The sequence below is a fragment of the Bacillota bacterium genome, from assembly GCA_012842395.1.
GTDB lineage: Bacteria > Bacillota > SHA-98 > UBA4971 > UBA4971 > UBA6256.
Genome location: DUSX01000034.1, coordinates 74,810 through 94,774 on the forward strand (window position 1 = coordinate 74,810; position 19,965 = coordinate 94,774).

The 19,965-nt window shown below is 63.7% G+C and carries 17 protein-coding genes and 1 pseudogene; 3 read left to right on the forward strand and 15 right to left on the reverse strand.

Going from position 1 to position 19,965, the window contains the following annotated elements; genetic code table 11:
• Positions 1-40 precede the first annotated feature (40 nt).
• Both GX515_10145 and GX515_10150 read left to right on the forward strand, forming a co-directional pair.
• Positions 41-307, forward strand: a complete 267-nt coding sequence (locus GX515_10145) for a hypothetical protein (protein ID HHY33349.1) — start codon at positions 41-43, stop codon at positions 305-307.
• On the forward strand, positions 294-1,481 hold the full coding sequence (locus GX515_10150) for a site-specific integrase (protein ID HHY33350.1): 1,188 nt from the start codon (positions 294-296) through the stop codon (positions 1,479-1,481). Before GX515_10145 ends, GX515_10150 begins: the two co-directional genes overlap by 14 nt.
• Before the next feature lie 227 nt (positions 1,482-1,708).
• On the opposite strand, the gene GX515_10155 is transcribed toward GX515_10150, so the two are convergent.
• Positions 1,709-2,287 (reverse strand): DUF3006 domain-containing protein, encoded by a 579-nt coding sequence (locus tag GX515_10155; GenBank protein ID HHY33351.1) that lies wholly within the window; start codon positions 2,285-2,287, stop codon positions 1,709-1,711.
• A 277-nt stretch (positions 2,288-2,564) separates the two neighbouring features.
• Here GX515_10155 and GX515_10160 point away from each other — a divergent pair, with 277 nt between their 5' ends.
• A complete protein-coding gene (locus tag GX515_10160; GenBank protein ID HHY33352.1) occupies positions 2,565-3,203 on the forward strand; it encodes a histidine phosphatase family protein in 639 nt (212 codons plus the stop codon).
• A 47-nt stretch (positions 3,204-3,250) separates the two neighbouring features.
• Here GX515_10160 and GX515_10165 read toward each other — a convergent pair whose 3' ends face one another.
• The 14 genes and pseudogenes from GX515_10165 to GX515_10230 all read right to left on the reverse strand — a co-directional run bounded on the left by GX515_10165 (position 3,251) and on the right by GX515_10230 (position 19,962).
• Complete coding sequence (locus GX515_10165; GenBank protein HHY33353.1) at positions 3,251-3,907, reverse strand: HAD-IA family hydrolase; 657 nt, start codon at positions 3,905-3,907, stop codon at positions 3,251-3,253.
• 49 nt (positions 3,908-3,956) lie between these two features.
• Positions 3,957-5,129 (reverse strand): class I SAM-dependent rRNA methyltransferase, encoded by a 1,173-nt coding sequence (locus tag GX515_10170; GenBank protein ID HHY33354.1) that lies wholly within the window; start codon positions 5,127-5,129, stop codon positions 3,957-3,959.
• Positions 5,130-5,169: 40 nt separating this feature from the next.
• The gene (locus tag GX515_10175) at positions 5,170-5,997 is read right to left on the reverse strand and encodes a 3-keto-5-aminohexanoate cleavage protein (protein HHY33355.1); all 828 of its coding nucleotides are present in this window, start codon (positions 5,995-5,997) and stop codon (positions 5,170-5,172) included.
• The gene (locus GX515_10180; protein HHY33356.1) at positions 5,984-6,385 is read right to left on the reverse strand and encodes a 3-aminobutyryl-CoA ammonia lyase; all 402 of its coding nucleotides are present in this window, start codon (positions 6,383-6,385) and stop codon (positions 5,984-5,986) included. The genes GX515_10175 and GX515_10180 overlap by 14 nt, the downstream gene beginning before the upstream one ends.
• A gap of 92 nt (positions 6,386-6,477) precedes the next feature.
• Positions 6,478-7,380, reverse strand: a complete 903-nt coding sequence (locus GX515_10185) for a hypothetical protein (protein HHY33357.1) — start codon at positions 7,378-7,380, stop codon at positions 6,478-6,480.
• On the reverse strand, positions 7,290-8,972 hold the full coding sequence (locus tag GX515_10190) for a D-lysine 5,6-aminomutase subunit alpha (protein HHY33358.1): 1,683 nt from the start codon (positions 8,970-8,972) through the stop codon (positions 7,290-7,292). Before GX515_10190 ends, GX515_10185 begins: the two co-directional genes overlap by 91 nt.
• Positions 8,972-10,117 (reverse strand): hypothetical protein, encoded by a 1,146-nt coding sequence (locus GX515_10195; GenBank protein HHY33359.1) that lies wholly within the window; start codon positions 10,115-10,117, stop codon positions 8,972-8,974. Before GX515_10195 ends, GX515_10190 begins: the two co-directional genes overlap by 1 nt.
• A gap of 5 nt (positions 10,118-10,122) precedes the next feature.
• Positions 10,123-11,394: a lysine 2,3-aminomutase gene (gene ablA, locus GX515_10200; protein HHY33360.1), complete on the reverse strand. Its 1,272-nt coding sequence runs from the start codon at positions 11,392-11,394 to the stop codon at positions 10,123-10,125.
• Positions 11,395-11,421: 27 nt separating this feature from the next.
• Positions 11,422-12,462: an L-erythro-3,5-diaminohexanoate dehydrogenase gene (locus tag GX515_10205; GenBank protein HHY33361.1), complete on the reverse strand. Its 1,041-nt coding sequence runs from the start codon at positions 12,460-12,462 to the stop codon at positions 11,422-11,424.
• Between the two features lie 899 nt (positions 12,463-13,361).
• Entirely contained in the window at positions 13,362-14,648 is a 1,287-nt protein-coding gene (gene purD, locus GX515_10210) for a phosphoribosylamine--glycine ligase (GenBank protein ID HHY33362.1), read from the reverse strand.
• A 402-nt stretch (positions 14,649-15,050) separates the two neighbouring features.
• Positions 15,051-16,700 (reverse strand): bifunctional phosphoribosylaminoimidazolecarboxamide formyltransferase/IMP cyclohydrolase, encoded by a 1,650-nt coding sequence (purH, locus tag GX515_10215; GenBank protein HHY33363.1) that lies wholly within the window; start codon positions 16,698-16,700, stop codon positions 15,051-15,053.
• Positions 16,701-16,811: 111 nt separating this feature from the next.
• A complete protein-coding gene (locus GX515_10220) occupies positions 16,812-17,402 on the reverse strand; it encodes a phosphoribosylglycinamide formyltransferase (protein HHY33364.1) in 591 nt (196 codons plus the stop codon).
• Between the two features lie 19 nt (positions 17,403-17,421).
• Complete coding sequence (locus GX515_10225; GenBank protein ID HHY33365.1) at positions 17,422-18,462, reverse strand: phosphoribosylformylglycinamidine cyclo-ligase; 1,041 nt, start codon at positions 18,460-18,462, stop codon at positions 17,422-17,424.
• Positions 18,463-18,558: 96 nt separating this feature from the next.
• Positions 18,559-19,962, reverse strand: a pseudogene (locus tag GX515_10230) (amidophosphoribosyltransferase).
• Between the last annotated feature and the right edge of the window lie 3 nt (positions 19,963-19,965).

Below are 19,965 nucleotides of genomic sequence, written 5' to 3' on the forward strand. Positions count from 1 at the left end.
GCGGGCCACGATAGGGGGCCGGGCGAAAGGAGAATGAACAGTGGGAGAGGCGATGGTTCTGGCACTGAGTCTGAACGATTCTAACCCTGGAATGCGGAGACTAATCATTGTCCGAGAGGGGGCAAACGGGCTCGAAATTCATGAGCGGCGCGTGTCTCGCGATAGCGATCCGCTACGGAGGCAGAGGGAAGAGGCGAGGGTCGCCTGTAAGCGCCATGACGATCCACTGTGGGGCGAGCTTGAAGACATATTCAGGGACGTTCCCGCAGCCCTAAGCCTGGAGGCGAAAGCCAATGTCGAAGCGTAGGGGTCACGGGGAGGGTTCCATCTACCAGCGTAAGGACGGGCGATGGTGCGCCACCGTCACCGTGGGCAGGGATGCCACCGGCAAGCCTAAGCGGAGGTACATTTACGGGCGCACAAGGAAGGAGGTCCAGGAACAGCTAACGAAGCTCCTTGCCGACGCGCAAGGCGGCCTGCCGATTGACGTGACAAAGCAGACGGTCGGGCAGTTCCTGCTGCACTGGCTGAATGACACCGTCCGGGGCTCTCGGGCGCCGAAGACGTACCTTCGGTACGAAAGCACGATCAATACCCACCTCATCCCCGCCCTGAGCAACATCCCCCTGGCGAAGCTCGCTCCACAACACCTTCTGCGCCTCTACAGGGAGCTACAGGACGCCGGCGGGCACGACAAGGCGCACAAGTGCCATGCGACCTTGCACTGTGCCCTGAGCACAGCCGTCAAGTTGGGGCTTATTCCTCGCAACCCTGCCGACCTTGTTGACGCCCCGAGGGTCGAGCGAAAGGAAATGCGGGTCCTCACACCCGAGGAGACCGCCAGGCTCTTTGATGCCGCCCGGGGCGATAGATACTATGCCTTATACGTCCTCGCGGCCACATGCGGCCTGCGCCTGGGTGAATTGCTCGGCCTGAAATGGCAGGACATCGACTTCGACGCAGGAACCCTCCAGGTGCAGAGGCAGCTTCAGTGGATTACGGGAGCAGGGCCGACGTTTAAGGAGCCGAAAACCAAAGGCTCCCGCCGCACAATCTACCTCCCCCGTCTCGCGATTGACGCCCTGAAGGAGCACCGCAAGCGGCAGGCCGCCGAAAGGCTCAAACTGGGCGAAGTATGGCAGGCTCAGGACCTCGTGTTCCCCTCCGAGATAGGAACGCCCGCTAATCCATCAAACATCTATAAGTGGTCCTGGCACCCGATTCTTGAGAAGGCAGGATTGCCCCGAATCAGAATTCACGATCTGAGGCATACCGCCGCGAGCCTCCTGCTCCTCGCGAACGAGAATCCCCGCGTGGTGCAGGAGCTACTTGGGCACTCGGATATATCGACCACGCTCGGGATATATAGCCATATCCTGCCCTCGATGAAGCAACGGGTCGCGGCCACGATGGACAGAATCCTTTCCCCTCAGCCCGAACAGCGCAGGGTCCGAGGGTCGGATGAACCTACGGTTATTTGACCAATGCTCGTTTCTGACAGCAAAACTGACAGCAATCGGAGAAGAAAAACGTGCATCTGGGTGGAAATGGTAGACATAACGCCCAGCTAGAAGGACGGTAAGGACGACTATGGACGGTTCGGAATGGTCTCCAAAACCGTAGGTTGCGGGTTCAAGTCCTGTCTCCCCTGCCAGAAAAGGTTTAGCCCCGCGAGAATTCGCGGGGTTTTTCTATTATGCCGCTGCTCCTAAGGTCGCGTCGCGGCTTCAAGGCTTGCGACGTTCCTTGCGCGGGCATCTTTGAGTCTACGGATGAGCGCCTCCGTGCGAGCGATCCGCGCGCGCGTTTCGCCGGGGCGGACGGTCGTCGCGAAGTAGAGCACCGCACCCTCGTTGCTTCCGCGAGGAAGCAGGTACAGGGGCATTACTACCTCCGAAAGGCTCTCCGCGTCACCGCCCGGAGTGGAAGCACCCTGCGTTTCATCAAAGGGGATCACCACGGCTTTATCCGCCTCCACACGATCAACGACACCAGTCCAGCACGCGCGCAGATCCTCGCTTCCATCATCCGCCGCGCCATGGATAATCCTCTCAAGGAGAACGCCGAGGCTGCCCACCACCAGCGTGACGACTATGGCTGTCGCCACGAGCCCCAGCCAAGCCCCTGGAGGGATCGTTTCCTGCTGCCGTGCCTGCCATGCGGGACCTCGGCCGGCCCGGGCACGCCTGCGCTTCATGAGCTCATCGCGTTCGTTCGGCATGTTCTCCACCCCAGTCGTCGCGGGCGCTCGCGCTCCAGCCCGCTCGCATGCCTTTGTTTTCTCCATGCGCCACCAGCGATCCTACGATGTAGTCCCATGTTCATCCTTTAGTTGGAGCACAACAAGTTGGAGCGTACGGGACACGCCCCCGGCCCGGGGACGAGCCAAGCCGCACGGCGCCGTCCAGCTAGGTCGTTGGCCCGGTTAGCGTAAGGTCTCTGTTGGTAAGTATAGGATGAATGAAGAAGAGAGGCCTCAGGCAGTTGGCTGGATGCCTGTTGCCTTGCCGCGCAGTCCTTGGTAGAATGAATGAGGCTACGGCTGGGAAGGAGACCGTCACGGCGTGAATATCATCCTCATCCGTCATGGCCAAACGAGGTGGAACAAAGAGGAAGTATTCCGGGGCAGGGCTGACATCCCCCTCGACAAGACCGGACTCGCTCAGGCTGAGGCGACCGCCAGAGCCCTGGCGCGGGTTGAGATCGCGGCGGTCTACTCGAGTCCTCTCGCAAGGGCGCACGAGACGGCTCGCATCATAGCAGGCCCCCACGGGCTTGACGTGCAGCTCGTCGACGGATTCACTGATATCGACTGCGGCGCGTGGGAGGGGCTACCCGTGCAAGAGGCCCGATCCCGCTATCCGCGCATGTTTGAGGCGTGGCAAAAGGCCCCTCACACCGTCACTTTCCCGGGAGGCGAAAGCCTCGACATCGTCTCGGCGAGAGCCTGGACGGCTCTCGAGCAGATCGCAGCCGACAGGACAAATGACGAGGCTGTCGTCGTCGTATCCCACCGAGTCGTCAACAAGCTCATCCTTCTTAAGGCGCTGGGCCTCGCGAGCTCGGCCTTCTGGAAGATCCGCCAAGACACCTGTTGCTTGAATATCATCGAGCACGGGCCGGGCGGGTACGTGCTTCGGCTGCTCAACGACAGGTGCCATCTCGTCGGGGGCCCGATCCCTGGCCCGACCCTGGATTTCTGAACCTGCTCAAGCAAGACCTCGCCGCCGTCATCACTCGCCATTCAGTTCTACGCCGTGCGCTTCGCAACCACCGGCAGTATCCCACGCAAATCCTCCACGATTGCGACGGGGCCGAAAGGCGCGAACTCCTCACGGCGGGTCAAGCCGTGGAGCACTGCGCAGAAGCGAACGCCCGCACGCCGCGCAGCCTCAGCGTCAACGAGGCTGTCGCCTGCGAAGAGCGTCTCGCCCGGTTCCACGTGGAGCACGGACATCGCCCTGAGAAGCGAATCAGGCGCAGGTTTGTGACGGGCCACGTCCTCCGCGCCGATTATGACGTCAAACGCCTCAAGCATGGCCTCCTTCTCGAGGATCCGCTCTATCCTGCGTCGGAGCTTGGTTGATACTATTCCCGTCACCACGCCCGCAGCCTTCAGGGTTTCGACGGTCCCCGCCACTTCGCCGTACATCTTGGTGCCTTCCACCATGACGTCCTCGGCCTTCTCCATGAAGAGAGCGGCAAGCGCAGCCTGGTCATAGCCCGGCGCGAGGATTCGGAACATCTCGGGAAGCGTCAGGCCCACGGTTCGCAGGACCTCGCGTTCGCCGCGCAACGGAGCGCCGACCGCACTCAACGCGTAGCGGACGCACTTCACGACCGGGTCCGACGAATCCGCAAGCGTGAAGTCAAAATCGAAAAGAACGCACCGGAACCTGGGAGACAAAGCCACACCTCCATAGCGGTCGCCCTCAACGCGACGCCCCACCTCGGGACTAGCTCACCCTGACGATCGCGCACTTGAGGTAATGGGTTTCCTCTACGCCCAGCATGATCGGGTGGTCCCTGGCCTGAGCCCGCAGCTCCACTAGCCTCGCCTCCCTGCCCGCGTCGGCCGCGGCGTCAGCGAGCATCGCGACAAACGCCTCCGGCCTCATATGGTATGAACACGAGCACGTCACGAGGATGCCCGAGGGCGCGAGGATCTTCATGGCGCGGAGGTTTACTTCCTTGTAGCCCCTGTATGCAGCCTCTACCGCGTGCTTGCCGGGTGCAAAGGCAGGAGGATCGACGATGACAAGGTCGAAGCGTTCGCCCTCGCTATCGAGCCGCCTCAGCACGTCGAAGGCGTTTCCCTCCACAAAAGAGACCCTGTCGGCGAATCCGTTCTTCTCGGCGTTCAGTCTCGCCACCTCGAGTGCGGACGCCGACGAATCAACCCCTACCACTTCACGCGCGCCGAAGGCCGCGGCATGAAGGGCGAAGCCCCCGGTGTAGCAGAATGCATCCAGCACTCGAGCACCGTCGCACCATGGCGCGATGGCCCTGTGGTTTTCCCGCTGGTCAAGGAAAAGGCCGGTCTTCTGCCCCAGTGCGACGTCCACCCAGAAACTCAGGCCGTTTTCCTGAGCCCAGAACGCCGTCGGAAACTGCCCGCTGACGAACCCCGACCTTTGACCGAGGCCTTCGAGCTCCCTCACTCGGGAGTCGTTGCGCTCGTATATCTTGCTCGTTCCCAGCAGGTCGCGGAGCGCGGCCACGATCATGTCCATCCTGACATCCATGCCAAGCGCGAGGGTCTGAACCACGCACACGTCTTCATACCTGTCCACGATGAGGGACGATAACATGTCCCCGTCGCTGAACACCACGCGATGGCACGGCGCCTCCGCGCCTATGGCCCTTCGGTAGTCGCGTGCAGCCGCAATTCGCCTGTAGAAAAACGTCTCATCGATGTTCTGCTCTTCCCAGGACAACACCCTCACGGTGATGCTGGATGCGGGGTTTATGAAGCCCCGGCCGAGGAACCTCTTCTTGTAGTCGACCACGTCCACTATGTCGCCTGGCGCCTGCTCTCCAACGATCGCATCGATCTCGCCAGCGTAAACCCACGGGTGCCGCGCCCGAGCGCGGCCGTCCCTTCCCCGTTTCAACACCACGTACGCCATCTGAGGTTGTCATCTCTTTCGCCTCGGGCCGGGCAGAGGATCATCCCCCCGGCGCGATTCCCAACATTTCTCTAGTTTCGGCAGGGGTCGCGATTTCCCTTCCGACCTCGCGTGCGATGCGGGCCACGCGCGCCACGAGTTGCGCGTTGCTTTGCGCCAGGACCCCCCTGGAATAGTATACATTGTCCTCGAACCCAACCCTCACGTGGCCGCCCATCACAATGGCCAGCACCGCGAGAGGGAGCTCGGCCTTGCCCACGCCCGCAACCTGCCACATGGCCCCTGGAGGTATCTGCCGCACGAGGTGCATCAGGTTATCCACGGTTCCCGGGATGCCTCCAGGCACCCCCATGACGAAATCGAAATAGAAGGGCTCCTTGAGAAGCCCTCGCCTCGCAAGCCTGAGGGCGTTGGCCACCATTCCGACGTCGAATACCTCGAGCTCCGGCTTTATGCCGAGCTCGGCCATTTTCACGGCAAACGCCTCTATGAGGGCGGGCGGGTTCTCGAAAACCCCGTCCCCGAAGTTCACCGTGCCGCACGTGAGCGTCGCCATCTCCGGGACCAGGGCCAGCGGGCGGAGCCTCTCTTCAGGCGGGGTGCCCACTGCGCCGCCAGTTGACACCTGCACTATGCAATCGCATCTCTCATGGATGAGGCGAATGGTCTCGCGGAACACCTGAACGTCCTGGGTAGGCCTCCCCTCACCGTCCCGCACGTGGAGGTGGATGATGGACGCCCCCGCCTCACGCGCCTCGGCCGCCGCCCGGGCGATCTCATCGGGCGTGAGCGGAAGGTTGGGATTGTCCTCCCTGGTGGTCTCGGCACCCGTGAGCGCCGCTGTTATTATGAGCTTATCGGCCGCCATTCCCGCCCCTCCTGCGCTGTCTGTCCTTCGGGACGACGCACGTCCCGCTCGCGCGCAGCACCAGCACCGGCTCGGAGAGAACCTCCGCGGCTGACGAATCCTGCGCAAGCGACGCGATGACCTTGTGGATCGTGAACTCCATCTTGCGCGAGGTGTTTCCAACGGCCGTTATGCGTCCTCTCGCCTCGAGGTAATCGCCGGCGTACACAGGCACGAGAAACTCAACGTTGTCGTATGCACGAAACAGCCCTTCATCACCGTCGTGCCGGATCAGGAGCTCTGTCGCCACATCGCCCAGGAGCTGCATGAGTCGCCCACCATCAACTATTCCCCCACCGTAGTGGCTGTCTTGTTGGCTCATCCTTACTCTTATTAGGGACTCCTCCATCCCGATCCCCCCAACCCCTCTAAGTGGTCGCCTCGCGAGCACGCCGGGCCCGCACATCGCACCTCCCCCCGGCCGGGGCACGCACCTGTTCGTCATGTTCCTTCGGAGCATGGCCCTTCGGAGGGCGTCCACGTGCCCATGCGTCTCGCGAGCTCCTGAGCTATGAACGCACCGACGTGCGACGGGACCGTGCCCGGTCCGAACCCCGCGTCGTATCCAAGCTCCACAGCGAGCTCGTGGCTTATCCGCGGGCCTCCCACTATGAGCAACACCCTGCCGCGCAGGCCCTCGGCCTCGACAAGCTCGGCCAGGTGTGTCAAGTTGTCTATGTGAATGTTCCTCTGGGTCACCACCTGCGAGACCAGGATCGCGTCCGCGCCAACCTCGATAGCCTTGGCGACCAGCGCCTCGTTGGGTACCTGACTGCCGAGGTTGTACGCCTCGAACCACGGGTAACGCTCCAGCCCGTACTCGCCCGCATATCCCTTCATGTTGATGATCGCATCGATGCCCACAGTGTGGGCGTCGGTGCCAGTGCACGCCGCAACAACGACGATCTTTCTGCCAATGCGTGTCTTTATGAAGTCGTTTATCTCGTCGAAGGTCATGTGTTTCATGTTCACCTTCGGAACCTCGATCGTGGTGAGGTCCACCGAATGAACGCATCTGCCGTATATCACGAAGAACGTGAAGCTGCCGGCGATGTCGTGGCTGTACACAACCCGGACGTCGTCAAGGCCCATCTTCTCGCACAGCAATTGGGCTGCCCTGGTGGCCTCGGGCCCGCACGAGACCGGCAACGTGAAGCTCATCTGAATCCACCCGTCGTCGATGGTATCGCCGTACGGCCGAACCCTGCTCCGATCCACCTTAACCGTCGACACCGCCACCCAGACCTCCCTTCTCACAGAGTAAGAGCGCCAGGCCCAGACGCCATTCTTGCAGCAACTCCCGCCCCCGCCTCGGGGTCGAAGGCGCCACCAGACGCCGGGCATGCGGCGGCACGCCAAAGTTTGGGCGCGAAGCTCGGGGACGACAGCTCCTTCATGAAAAGGTCTGGGAACGGGTTATAGTAGCCATCTCGCTTTCTCACGACCCCGTCGAGGCCACGCCCACCGTGCGGATCCCTCTTCACTCCCGCGAACATGCCTTGCGATATGGCGGACATGAGGCCGATCTCCGCAACTTGCTCCAGCATGGCCACGGCCTTTGTCAACACCTCGTTGGCACGCTGCTCCATCTTCCCGCCCGGCCTATAGGAGATCTCATGCCCGAGATGCCGGGCGTTGTTCATGACGTATCTCGCGTTCTCGATAGCAAGGTACCTGTCCTGCAGAAACGGGGTGTGTATGTGCTCGGTCAAGACGCCCACAAGCTGGATGGTCTGGCCCGAGATGACGCCCGCCAGGTTGAACATGGCGTCCATGAGGTGTCCTTTGAAGATGTTCCCAGTCATGTGCTTGGTGGGCGGCATGTACTTCAGGGGTGCATGGGGGAAAATGGCTCGCGCCATCTCAGCCTGGGCGAGCTCATAGAGGAACCCATCCTGCATATCGGGGTTCATCTGGAAGGCGTGTCCTAGCCCAATCTGCCCGGGCCGGAGGCCGGACCGCAACGCAAGCTCCTCGTTGATGAACTGCGACGCGAGGACCGTGTGAGCGTGCTCGTAAGCGTCCGCCGTCGTGAGGTAGTTGTCCTCGCCGGTGTTGATCACCACCCCGGCATACGCGTTTATCATCCTCGAGAATCGCTGATCAATGAAGGTGCGGCGCATGTTGATGTCGCGAAAGAGTATCCCGTACATCGCGTCGTTGAGCATCATGTCGAGGCGCTCCATGGCCCCGATGGCGGCTATCTCGGGCATGCACAGCCCGGAGCAGTAGTTCACCAGGCGTATGTACCTGCCACATTCGCGGCTTACCTCGTCGAGAGCCTCACGCATTATCCGGAAGTTTGCCTGCGTTGCGTACGTTCCGCCGTAACCCTCCGTGGTTGGCCCATAGGGCACGTAGTCGAGCAGGCTCTGAGCCGTGCTACGGATCACCGCGATTATGTCCGCACCGCACTTCGCGGCGGCGGTCGCCTGTGTTACGTCCTCGTATATGTTGCCGGTAGCGACGATCACGTATATGTACGGAGGCTCGGCCGTATCGAGCTCCTCTATCAGGCGCTCGCGCTCGAGACGCCTGCCCTTGATGTACGCGCACATCCGCGAGGCCTCGGTCTCCACCGCCTCTCGCACGGCGCTTTCGTCGGCGGCGTGGATCCGCTCCAACTCAAGCTCTCCGCGGGCGATCCTATGCGCGATCGCGGCGGCGGACTGGCCCTCGTGCACCATCGCCGACCCGATCCAGTACGCGATCCCATCGCCAAGGAGCCCGGCCGCCTGGGCGCGTTCCACTATCACATTGGGAAGCGGGACCCCTGCCTCGTCCACGCCGTTCAGCCCGAGCAGCCGGAGAACGGTCCTCTCGATTGTCGTGGTGGTGTTGGCCGCGATCTCGGGCTCTATGCCGTCCGCGATCTGCCTCGCGGCCCGTCTTGCGCGTTCGACGAGGGATGTATCCACGTTGATCCTGGTGGCGATCACGCTACTCCCCCCTCACCTGGCAACTTCACGTCCTCGCTCGCCCTGGCCAGCTCTACGCGACTTCTGCTGGCCGCGACGGCGGTTTGAGGAAGGTTCCGCGAAATCCCTGCCACAACGTCGAAGACCGGCACAGGCGCGACGGCAAGTGCCGTGCCGTCCACGAAACCCTCGGGGTCGAAAAGGCGGCCGTCGGGCGCAGCGGGGTTCGTGGTCACCGCCACAAGCTTGATAGGATGAATCACGGCGAGCCTTCCCCCGGCGGACCTGAAACGCTCGATGTCCCCGGGCTCGGCAAGGATCTTCGTGGCATCGCGGACCACCACAGTGAGCCGGGTCGCACGGTGCCCTCTTAGAAGCGCTCTCAGGAGTCCGCCTGCGAGCGCGCCGCCTATCACGATCGCGTCGTGGTCCTGCGTGACCATGCCAGCCACCTCATGCGCCCGGAGAAGCACGCTCGGCACGCGCAAACGGGTGAGCGAGCCATCCCGGCGGACCAGCACCACGTCGGCCCGGGAGAGGGAGTCGCGGAGCACGCGCGCGGCCGCTTCGCTGCTCCAAGCCGGCGTCATAAGCACCCGCGCCGCTACGGCCGTACGGCGGACCACCTTGGGCATGGTCTCGGCGGCTGCGGCGCCAGTGGCAAGCACCGTCGCCTCAACCAGCGAAGGCGCGCACGAGAACCTCCTCCCAGCAGCGCCATCCAGCGCGACGAAACTCGCGCCGAGCTCGCGCATGAGAGCAACGGCCTCTCGCGCCGCCGCTGCGCTGTTTCCACCGCCCACCTCGACAGTGCCCGGCGCAAGGGTCCTGTACACGACCAGCCGGCCCAGTGCCGATGAATGACGGGTCACACCAACACGCTCTATCGGCGTCCGTGTCTTCGCCGCAAGGCGCTCGGCGGTTGCGAAGAGCGCTCCCGCTGGTAGTCGTATCGGCGGCTTCGGCTGCATCGTCACGGCATCCACGTCCTCGCCGTCCCGACCTGCGGAAGCCACCCCCACGGGTATCCCCCTCGCGGCGAGCCCGTCGAGTATCGCCCCGAGCGTCACGGTCTTGCCGCAGTTCTTCGCCATGCCAACCACGGCCACGCTCCTGCCCGCTGCAAGGACGACATCGGCAATGCCGGGATTCGGCCCTGCCACGACATTCACCTCCCCTTGTCGGTCTCTCGCGCTCTCTTCCGCGCGTGTCTCTCAAGGTCTTTCGGCTCCATGCTCACGGCCTTGCTTTCGAGGAGCCCCGCGACCCCGACGGGCCTCCGCTCCACCTCCTTGCAGAGCGAGCATGTGCCGCACGAGCTTTCGTAGCTTTCCGGCTCGTTGTACACGCTGATGACGCCCTCGTAATTGCGAAGCACGACCTTGTGTTCGCCCTGTGAGATAAGGTACTGAGGCCCGACGGGGATCTTGCCCCCGCCGCCCGGCGCGTCCACGACGAAGGTGGGCACCGCGAATCCCGATGTATGGCCCCGAAGGTACTCGATGATCTCGATGCCCTTCGCCACCGGCGTCCTGAAATGACCCAGCCCCATCGAGAGATCGCACTGGTAAATGTAGTAGGGACGGACCCTCATCTTCACAAGCTCGTGCACAAGCTTCTTCATTACGTAAGGGCAGTCGTTCACCCCGCGGAGCAACACCGACTGGTTGCCCAGGGGAATCCCCGCGTCCGCCAGCATCTCGCACGCCTTTCTTGACTCAGGCGTGATCTCTTTCGGGTGGTTGAAGTGAGTGTTCACCCATAGGGGGTGGTACTTCCTCAACATGGCGCAAAGCTCAGGCGTGATCCGTTGCGGGAGGACCACAGGGGTCCTCGTTCCGATACGGATCACCTCCACGTGCTCGATGGATCTCAACGCCTTGAGCACATATTCGAGGGCGTCGTCGTCAAGCACCAGCGGGTCGCCGCCCGACACCAACACGTCCCGCACCTCCGGGGTCCTCCGGATGTAATCGATGGCCCGGTCGATGTCGTCCCTCGTCACGTGGGCATCGGCGTGCCCGGCCAGCCGGCGCCTGGTGCAGTGCCGGCAGTACATGGAGCAGAAATTCGTCACCAAGAAAAGCACCCTGTCCGGGTACCTGTGCGTGAGGTACGGCACAGGCGAGTCCACATCCTCGTGCAATGGGTCAACCATGTCGTACGGCGTGGTGCGCAGCTCTAGCGCAGTCGGCACCCCCTGTCTCCTCACGGGGCAATGTGGATCGTCGGGCGACATCAGGCTCACGTAGTACGGTGTGATCGCCATGCGAAAGCGTTCCAGACACCGTGTCGCGCCCTCTTCTTCCTCGGGGGTGAGGTTTAGGGCTTTTTTGAGGGTCTCCACGTCGGTGACCCTGTTTCTTACCTGCCAGCGCCAGTCGTTCCAATCGGCGCTGCTGACATCCTTCCATAGCGGGATGTCGCGGAAGTGTCTCATCTGCGCCGCCATCTCCTTCGGCGGCCGTCAACCGGCCGCCCATCTTTTCAGGAACATCTCCATCAGGACCGGGCACTCACGGAGCGTGGCCAGGGCTATCTCAGCGTGTCCCTCCGTGTACCCGTTTCCAATGATCATCGTCACGTCCTTGCCGATCCCTTCGGCACCGAGCGCGGCAGCGGTAAAACTCGTCGCCATGCTGAAGAAATACACGATCCCCTTGTCGCGCGTCGCCATGATGGACGCCATCTCGGTGCCCGGGATGTTCACGCAGTTGATCGTAATGTCGGCAAGCCTGCCCGAGGTGAGCTCGCTCACCTTCTCGAACACTTCCAACGGGCGCGTCGCGTCCGCCGCAAAAGCATGGTCCGCGAGGCCCGATTCGACCACGCGATCGAGGCTCTTTTGACTGTGAGCAAGCCCAAGGACCCTCCCCGTCACCCCCGCACGCTTCCTCGCCTCGAAAAGGCATAGTAGACCCGACTTCCCGCCCGCACCGACGACCAGCACCGTGTCCCCAGGCTTCACGAGCTTCGCGGTTTGAGCTGGTGCCCCGGCAACGTCGAGCACCGCGAGGGCAAGAGAAGGGGGCATGTCGGACGGGAGCACCGTCCAGACGCCGCTCTCAAACAGAATGGCCTGACCCCGGATCCTCACTTGATCCGTGTCCTTGCGTATCTCGAGGATCTCCTCGATCACAAGAGGTGTCAGCGAGAGCGAAACCAGGCTAGCTATACGTTCGCCGGGTTTCAAGTCAACCCTTCCCACAAGCTCCCGGCCGACCTCGCGGACGGTGCCGGTGAACATCCCGCCTGAGCCGGTCGCGGGATTGTGGTGTTTCCCCCGCTCCCTCACGATGTCCAGCATGATTCGCTTCATCTCGTCCTCGTCGCCCCCGGCCTGTTGCTGGATCTGTGTAAAGCTGGCCGCATCTATGTTCAGCATGTCGACGTCGACGAGGATCTCATTGTCGTAGAGCACCATTGTGTTGTCGATCTTCCAGGCCGCCTGTGGCAGCACCCCTTTCGGCTCGATCACGCGATGGGTCCCGTATTTGCATCCCTTCACGACGTTCACCCCCGCACATCACGGCTTCCGCGCGCGACCGGACGAATCGGAGGGGCGAACTGGAGCCTGCCCTCCGCGACGCCCCGAGGCCGTGTCGCGACCTTCCTCGCGCCCTGAGCACGCGGCCCCCAGGTGCTGGCAACGGCCGGCACCCAACAACTCACTATTATAAGCAAAGTGCGTGCCGTACGCACGCACGAACTGCGGGAGAAAACCGTATTGGGGGCGTGGTTTCCCACACGGTGCACGTGGATTGTGAAGGGTGCAGGGCGCCCATGTTTCGGCACCCGCCCGGTATTCAGCGGCCGCACGCGCTGTCATGGAGGGCTGGTGAGCGCCCCGAGGTGCCGTCGCCACGAGGCGCGAAGCGAATTCACGAGATTCTGGGGATAGACATGGCACACCAGTTATGGTAAAATGCAGCTATCATGGCCGCGACGCTCCCTCGGTTCTCCGGCGGTGCAGGTGTGCGGCCTAGAGGTAGAGAGGCCCGGTTCGGGCCGGGCCGGCCGATGTGGCTGCCTGGTGCCCGGCAGCGATATCAACGGGTTTTGTGGGTCATCTCAGTCTTGCGGGCCTTGGATGTTCCGTGCGCGTGAACGCCCTTCACCTGGGCTTTTTGAGACGAGGATTCCCGCCCGCGTGGAGTGCCCCGGGGTTTGGTGGCTTCGACAGCTAAAACCTCCCTGGCTTCCTCTGTTTCCTTCGCCGCGCGGGCGGGTTTGACTGGTTCTTGCGCTTGCCAAGTGTCGCCAACCATGATCTAACCATCTCCGTGCATGACATTCCCGCGTCTATCATGCCCGCCGGAGACTGCGACAATCCGTGCTCGGCGGCAGGCCGCTGTCGGCGCCAAGTCGCAGCGCGAAAGCCCAGGATTCCCACGTCCACGCGGTTCGTCAGGCCAGGCCGATGTCCCTGCGGTACCACATCCCACGGAACTTCACATGCCGCACGCCTTCGTACGCGCGAGCGCTGGCCTCCCGAACGGTCCCGGCGGTGGCCACGACGTTCATCACGCGTCCACCTGAGCTCACCAAGCGGCCATCGGCGTCGTATTTCGTGCCGGCGTGAAACAGAAGGAGTCCCTCGGCCCAGGCGGCCTCCTCATCCATGTAGATCCGGTCGCCCACAGCCGGCTGGGCCGGATACCCTTCGGATGCCACGACTAGGCACACGCTCGCCCCTTCACGCCATCGCACCGCCACCGACGCCGGCCCGAACCCGAAAGCATCTCCCTCAACGGCGGCTTCTATGATGTCCACGAGGTCGGATTCCATCATGGGAAGAACGGCTTGGGTCTCCGGGTCCCCAAGCCTCGCGTTGAACTCGAGCACCTTCGGCCCAGACGACGTAAGCATGAGCCCGGCGTAGAGGACTCCTACGTATCTGCGGCCTTCCTCAGCCAGGCCCCGCACAGCTGGCTCGATGATCTCCGCCATGATCCTTGACTCCAGGGGCCCGCTGGACTCCGGAGCAGGGGCTATTGCCCCCATTCCACCCGTGTTGGGGCCGACGTCGCCGTCGCCGGCGCGTTTGTGATCCCTCGCGGGCATGAGCGGGACCGCGGTCCTGCCGTCCGTGACCGCGAAGAAGCTCATCTCTCGCCCGGTGAGGAGTTCTTCCACCACGATGCCCCGACCCGACTTCAGCGATGCCACGGCTCGGACGGCATGTTCGGCCTCATCAGGCGTTGTTCCGACGATGACCCCTTTGCCGGCCGCGAGCCCGTCCGCCTTCACGACAACGGGCGCACCGTGCCGCCGGACGAAGTCGACGGCCGCGTCCTCGTCGAGGAAGATGCGGTAGTCTGCGGTGGGGATCCCATTCCTCTTCATGAACTCCTTCGCCCAGGCTTTGCTGGACTCAATCTCAGCGGCTAGGCGCGTGGGCCCGAATACGGCCAGCCCAAGCCGGGTGAACTCGTCCGCGAGCCCCATTGCGAGAGGAGCCTCCGGCCCAACCACGGTGATGTCCACGCGCCTGTCCAGGGCGAATCTCGAAAGCTCCGCGACGTCGGTCGCGGCTATGGGCACGCACGAGGCGAGCCTCGCTATCCCGGGGTTGCCAGGCGCGGCGTAAACCTCCGCGACCCGGGGGCTTGAGGCGAGTTTCCACACGAGCGCGTGCTCCCTTCCTCCCTGCCCGACAACGAGCACGCGAAGACCATCACGCTTCAATTCCATCACCCCATTGATGAGTCTTGCGGGCGCCGAGACCAGAATGCCTACCCGTAAGCCAGGATGCGCCGCATATCGCTCCTGCGGGGCCTGGGTTGCCGCACGGCAGGCGCCGGTGATGGGCCGCTTTCGGCGCCTAGCGCGCCTCGGGCCCTCGCCCCTCTCACACACAGGAGCGGCAACCATTCGCGCATCCCTGGCTAAGTATGTCGCCAAAAGTTCGCGCTACTTTTCGGCGGAGGGGTCTTGCCCAGGGTTGCCGGTGCTTGCACAACGGGGCATGGAGAATTCGGCTCTCTTAAGCGCCGAATTCGAACGAGGCGCGCCGCAAGCGCGCCGTCCCCGGAGGGCAACACCGGCAACCCTCGCGCCGTCAAGAAAGGAGACGAAAACTTATGGCGCCGCACATTAGTGCCTGAAATGCCGGACGCCGGTGAATACCATGGCGATCCCGTGCTCGTTGGCGGCAGCTATGCACTCCTCGTCCCTGACAGACCCGCCGGGCTGGACGATGGCCGTCACGCCAGCCTTCGCAGCCTCGTCGATGCCGTCCCGGAACGGGAAGAAGGCATCGGACGCCAGAACAGCGCCTCGGGCGTTCGGCCCGGCATGCTCCGCAGCTATCCTCACGGAGCCGACGCGGTTCATCTGGCCCGCCCCGACCCCGACCGTGGCATCGTCCTTCCACAGCACGATGGCATTGGATTTGACGTGCTTCGCGACGCGCATTGCGTGGAGGAGCCATCTTGCCTCTTGAACGCTTGGCCTTCTCGCCGTCACCACGCGAACATCGCGGTCCGCGTCGCCGTCGGCACCGTCCGCCTCCTGGGCGAGGAAGCCTCCGTCCACCCAGCGCACGTCCATTCCCTTCGCGGCGACGCTCAAGGGATCATCCCCCGCGGGATCATCCCTCGGGATCACGAGCACCCGCATGTTGCGCTTCGTGGCGAGGATGCGGAGCGCATCGTCCTCCACGCCCCAGGCGAGAACGACCTCCACGAACGTCTCCACGAGCTTGCTGGCCACTTCCTCGGTGAGGGTCCCGCCGAGGCCCACCACGCTCCCGAAGGCGGATACGCTGTCAGCCTCGCGAGCCTTCACGTACGCGGTTGCGAGGTCATCCCCCACCGCCACGCCGCAAGGATTGGTGTGCTTTATGACCACGGCGACTGGTTCCTTGAATTCCTTCATGATCCTGAGCGCCGCGTCGGCGTCGAGGATGTTGTTGAACGAAAGCGGTTTGCCCTGCACCTGTCGGGCGCCGGCAAGGCCTCTCCTCCCCCACCTCGCCGTCCCCAGGCCCTCGACAGCATAGAAAGCCGCCCTCTGATGAGGGTTCTCACCGTAACGCAGATCGAGCACTTTCGTGCCCCGCACCCACAAGCGCTCGCCGAACGGGCCGTCGTCCGAACCGGCCGCCCGGCTCAGGAACTCCGCTATGGCGTGGTCGTACTCAGCCGTGTGCCGGAAGGCCTCAGCAGCGAGGCGCGTCCGTGTGGCATGCGATACCTCCCCAAGACGCTCGAGTTCGGATATGACCTCCGCATACCTCGCGGGGTTGGTCACGACCGTGACGCGCTCGAAGTTCTTGGCTGCCGCCCTCACCATGGTCGGGCCACCGATATCGATGTTCTCAACGGCCTCCTCGAGGGTGACACCCGGCCTTGCCACAGTCTGCGTGAACGGGTAAAGGTTCACCGCCACGAGGTCGATGAACGCGATGCCCAGTTGCCGGAGTTCCTCCTCGTGCTGGGGCGTCCGCCGCGCGAGGATCCCGGCGTGCACCGCGGGGTGAAGGGTCTTCACACGGCCTCCGAGGATCTCAGGGAAGCCTGTCAGGTCCGACACCTTCCTTACGGGGACTCCGGCCTCTTGCAGAACGGCCGCGGTGCCCCCAGTGGACACGATCTCGTAGCCGAGCCGCGAGAGCGCGCCCGCGAACTCTACCACGCCTGTCTTGTCGTAAACGCTGATGATCGCCCTACGCACTTCCAATTCGTCCACCTCCTTGTGATGCAGGACCGGTGTTGAGGACGCATCAGAGATTGCCCGCCCCATTTCCACTTTCCGTTACTTGCCAGGCAGCCGGTGTTGCACTCGGAGACGACGCCCGAGGCGGCGCGTCCCGGCAGAAGCCGGACCAGACGCACGGGGTGAGCCCGCGCAGGCTCACCGCTCTTCCACCAAGACCCTCCTCCCCTCAAGTCTCACCCGCCCCTCTGCAAGAGCCCGAATGCACTCCACGAGGAGGTCGTGCTCTTGCTCAAGGATTCGGGCGGAGAGCGACTCGGGAGTGTCGTCTGGCATCACCGGGACAACTCGTTGGCCCAGTATCGGCCCTGTATCCACGCCTTCATCCACGAAGTGCACCGTGCAACCGCTGTATTTCACCCCATACTCCAGCGCCTGGCGTTGAGCTTCCAGGCCGCGGAACGCTGGGAGCAACGACGGGTGTATGTTGATCACCCGGCCCGGAAACGCTTCGAGAAACGTCCTGCCGAGGACCCTCATGAAACCCGCCAGGACCACCAGGTCCGGTCCGAACTCGGCTACCGCACGGACGAGAGCCTCCTCGAACGCCGCACGCGAGGCAAAGGCGTCGCGCTTGACGACCGCGGCCGGTATCCCGTGGGAGGCTGCCCTCCCGAGGACAGGCGCGTCGGGATTGTCGCACACGACGCCCACCACTCGGGCGTTCAACCTCCCGCGTTCGGCGGCGTCCACTATGGCCTGAAAGTTGGATCCCCGGCCTGAAGCCATCACTACGACGCTGAACCCGTCACGCGTCAACGAAAGTCACCTCCCCGTTCCCCGGAACGACCTCTCCCACGACATAACACCGCTCGCCCGCCGCCTCCAGGATCTGCACAGCCCGCGCGACGTCCCCTGGCTTCACGGCGACGATGAACCCGATGCCCATGTTGAACGTCCTCGCCATCTCTCGCTCTTCCACATTCCCGAGCCTCTGGATCAATCTGAAAACGGGCGGAACGGGCCACGACCCGCGCCTGAGCCTCAGGCCCAGGCCGGGCGGGAGCATGCGCGGAGGATTGTCGATGAGTCCCCCTCCGGTTATGTGAGCCATGCCGCATATACGAACCTTGGCTGCAAGGTCCAATATGGACCGCACGTAAATCCTGGTTGGCTCGAGGAGCTCCTCCCAGAGCCGACGTCTCACGCCTTCCGGCTCGTCATTGAGACCGAGCCCGGCGATGTCGAAGAGGACGTGCCGCGCGAGGGAGAACCCGTTGCTGTGGAGGCCAGACGAGGCAAGGCCTATAAGGGCGTCCCCGGGCTCGATTCGCGTGCCGTCCACGAGCTGGCTTCGACTCACAAGTCCCACCGCGAATCCCGCCACGTCGAAATCGCCTTCACCGTAAAACCCAGGCATCTCGGCGGTCTCCCCTCCGAGCAACGCGCATCCCGCTTGCCTGCACCCCTCCGCCATCCCGGACACTATGGTCGCGACCTTCTCCGGGTCTATTCTGGACTGGGCGAGGTAATCAAGGAAAAAGAGCGGCCTCGCCCCGCACGTGAGCACGTCGTTCACGCACATGGCCACAGCGTCGATGCCTATCGTATCGAGCTTCCCGGCCTCGATCGCGACGCGCAGCTTCGTCCCAACTCCGTCGGCGCCCGCCACGAGCAGGAGGTCCCCTGCGGGCGAGCCAGCCTCACCCAGCTTGTACACCCCGCCGAACCCACCGATTCCGCCGACCACACCCTCATCGAATGTGGAGGCAACCGCATCCCGGATGAGCTCCACAGCCCTCGCGCCCCGGTCAATGTCAACGCCCGCGCCCGCGTATGTTGCACGCAGGACAGGGCCCGCACTCGCTGCAGCGACGGGGCGTGCAGCCTCACCCCACGCGCCAGCGCCCGTCTCAAGCGTAGTCGCAGTGACACCAGGCGCACCCCTTTCGACAGGCACCGGGTAATCGCCGTCGAAGCACGCGAGGCACAGTCCCAGCTCTTCCCGGCGCGTCGCGCCCGCAGCACGCTTCATGGCCTCCAGCAGCCCCTCGCGGCTCAGGTAATGTAAGGTGTCAGCCCCCGTCAAGGCCAGCACGAACTCCTCACCACCCGACGCCGCAAGCCGATCGCCACGCCTGGACGTATCGATGCCGTAGAAACAGGGATACATCACGGGGGGCGAGGCCACGAGCAGGCCCACGCTCCTCGCACCGGCTTCGCGCAGGAGCCTCACCAGCCGCGCGCTGGTGGTGCCCCGAACGATCGAGTCGTCCACCAGCACGACACGCTTGCCCTCCACGAGCCGGCGCACGGCGTTGAGCTTGAGCCGCACGCCAAGGCTCCTCTCGCCCTGGGTTGGTTGGATGAACGTGCGGCCCAGGTATCTGTTCTTGACGAGGCCGTACTCAAACGGTATGCCGCTTTCCCTAGCGAACCCCAGTCCAGCCGCAACTCCAGACTCGGGCACGGGCACCACCACGTCAGCGTCCAGCCTGTGTTCCTCTGCAAGCACGCGTCCCATCTCGTACCTGGCCTCATTCACGTTCACGCCATCGATCACGCTGTCTGGCCTTGCGAAGTAGATGTACTCGAACACGCACGTGGTGCGCCTCGTTATCACCGGGCCGTGCACCGATCTCACGCCGTTCGCGTCGATGAGCACGATCTCCCCCGGTTCCACCTCGCGCATGAGGTCGGCTCCGATCACATCTAAGGCGCACGACTCCGACGCGAGCGCAAAGCCGCCCGAGGGCAGCACGCCCAGGCAAAGCGGTCTGAACCCGTGCGGATCGCGCATCCCCATGAGCATCGTCTCCGTCATCAACACGACTGAATAGGCGCCCTCCAAGTCGATCATGCACTTGAGGAGGGCGTCCGCCAGGTCGTTCTGGGAGTATCTGGCTAGGAGACACCCGATGACCTCAGTGTCCACGGTGGTCTGGAAGACCGACCCCGACATGCCGAGGGTCTTCCTCAGCGCGTCCGCGTTGACCACGTTTCCGTTGTGCGCGAGGGCCAGGTCCCCCCAGGGATAGTGGAACACGAGCGGTTGAGCGTCGGTTATGCCGGCCGAACCGGCAGTTGAGTAGCGCACGTGTCCGATGGCGAGGGTGCCCTTCATACGTTCGCCGACCCCACCTCCGAAGACCTCGGACACGAGCCCCATGGCTTTGTGGAGACGTATGCCCGTCCCCGCCCCGGACGACACCGCCATTCCCGCGCTTTCCTGCCCTCTGTGCTGAAGCGCCTGCAGCCCGTAGTACACAAACTCCGAGGCACTTAGCCCCCCCGCCGTCATCACGCCGATGACGCCGCACTTCTCCCGCCACCCAAAAGGCCGACCCATCGG

Coding starts and splice junctions, on each gene's coding strand:
- GX515_10155 (HHY33351.1), bottom strand. CDS start 2,287: ATGGAGAAAACAAAGGCATGCGAGCGGGCTGGAGCGCGAGCGCCCGCG.
- GX515_10170 (HHY33354.1), bottom strand. CDS start 5,129: ATGGCGTACGTGGTGTTGAAACGGGGAAGGGACGGCCGCGCTCGGGCG.
- purD (HHY33362.1), bottom strand. CDS start 14,648: ATGGAATTGAAGCGTGATGGTCTTCGCGTGCTCGTTGTCGGGCAGGGA.
- GX515_10220 (HHY33364.1), bottom strand. CDS start 17,402: ATGGCTTCAGGCCGGGGATCCAACTTTCAGGCCATAGTGGACGCCGCC.
- GX515_10180 (HHY33356.1), bottom strand. CDS start 6,385: ATGGAGGAGTCCCTAATAAGAGTAAGGATGAGCCAACAAGACAGCCAC.
- GX515_10150 (HHY33350.1), top strand. CDS start 294: ATGTCGAAGCGTAGGGGTCACGGGGAGGGTTCCATCTACCAGCGTAAG.
- purH (HHY33363.1), bottom strand. CDS start 16,700: ATGGGGCGGGCAATCTCTGATGCGTCCTCAACACCGGTCCTGCATCAC.
- ablA (HHY33360.1), bottom strand. CDS start 11,394: ATGAGACACTTCCGCGACATCCCGCTATGGAAGGATGTCAGCAGCGCC.
- GX515_10175 (HHY33355.1), bottom strand. CDS start 5,997: ATGGCGGCCGATAAGCTCATAATAACAGCGGCGCTCACGGGTGCCGAG.
- GX515_10185 (HHY33357.1), bottom strand. CDS start 7,380: ATGCCCGGCGTCTGGTGGCGCCTTCGACCCCGAGGCGGGGGCGGGAGT.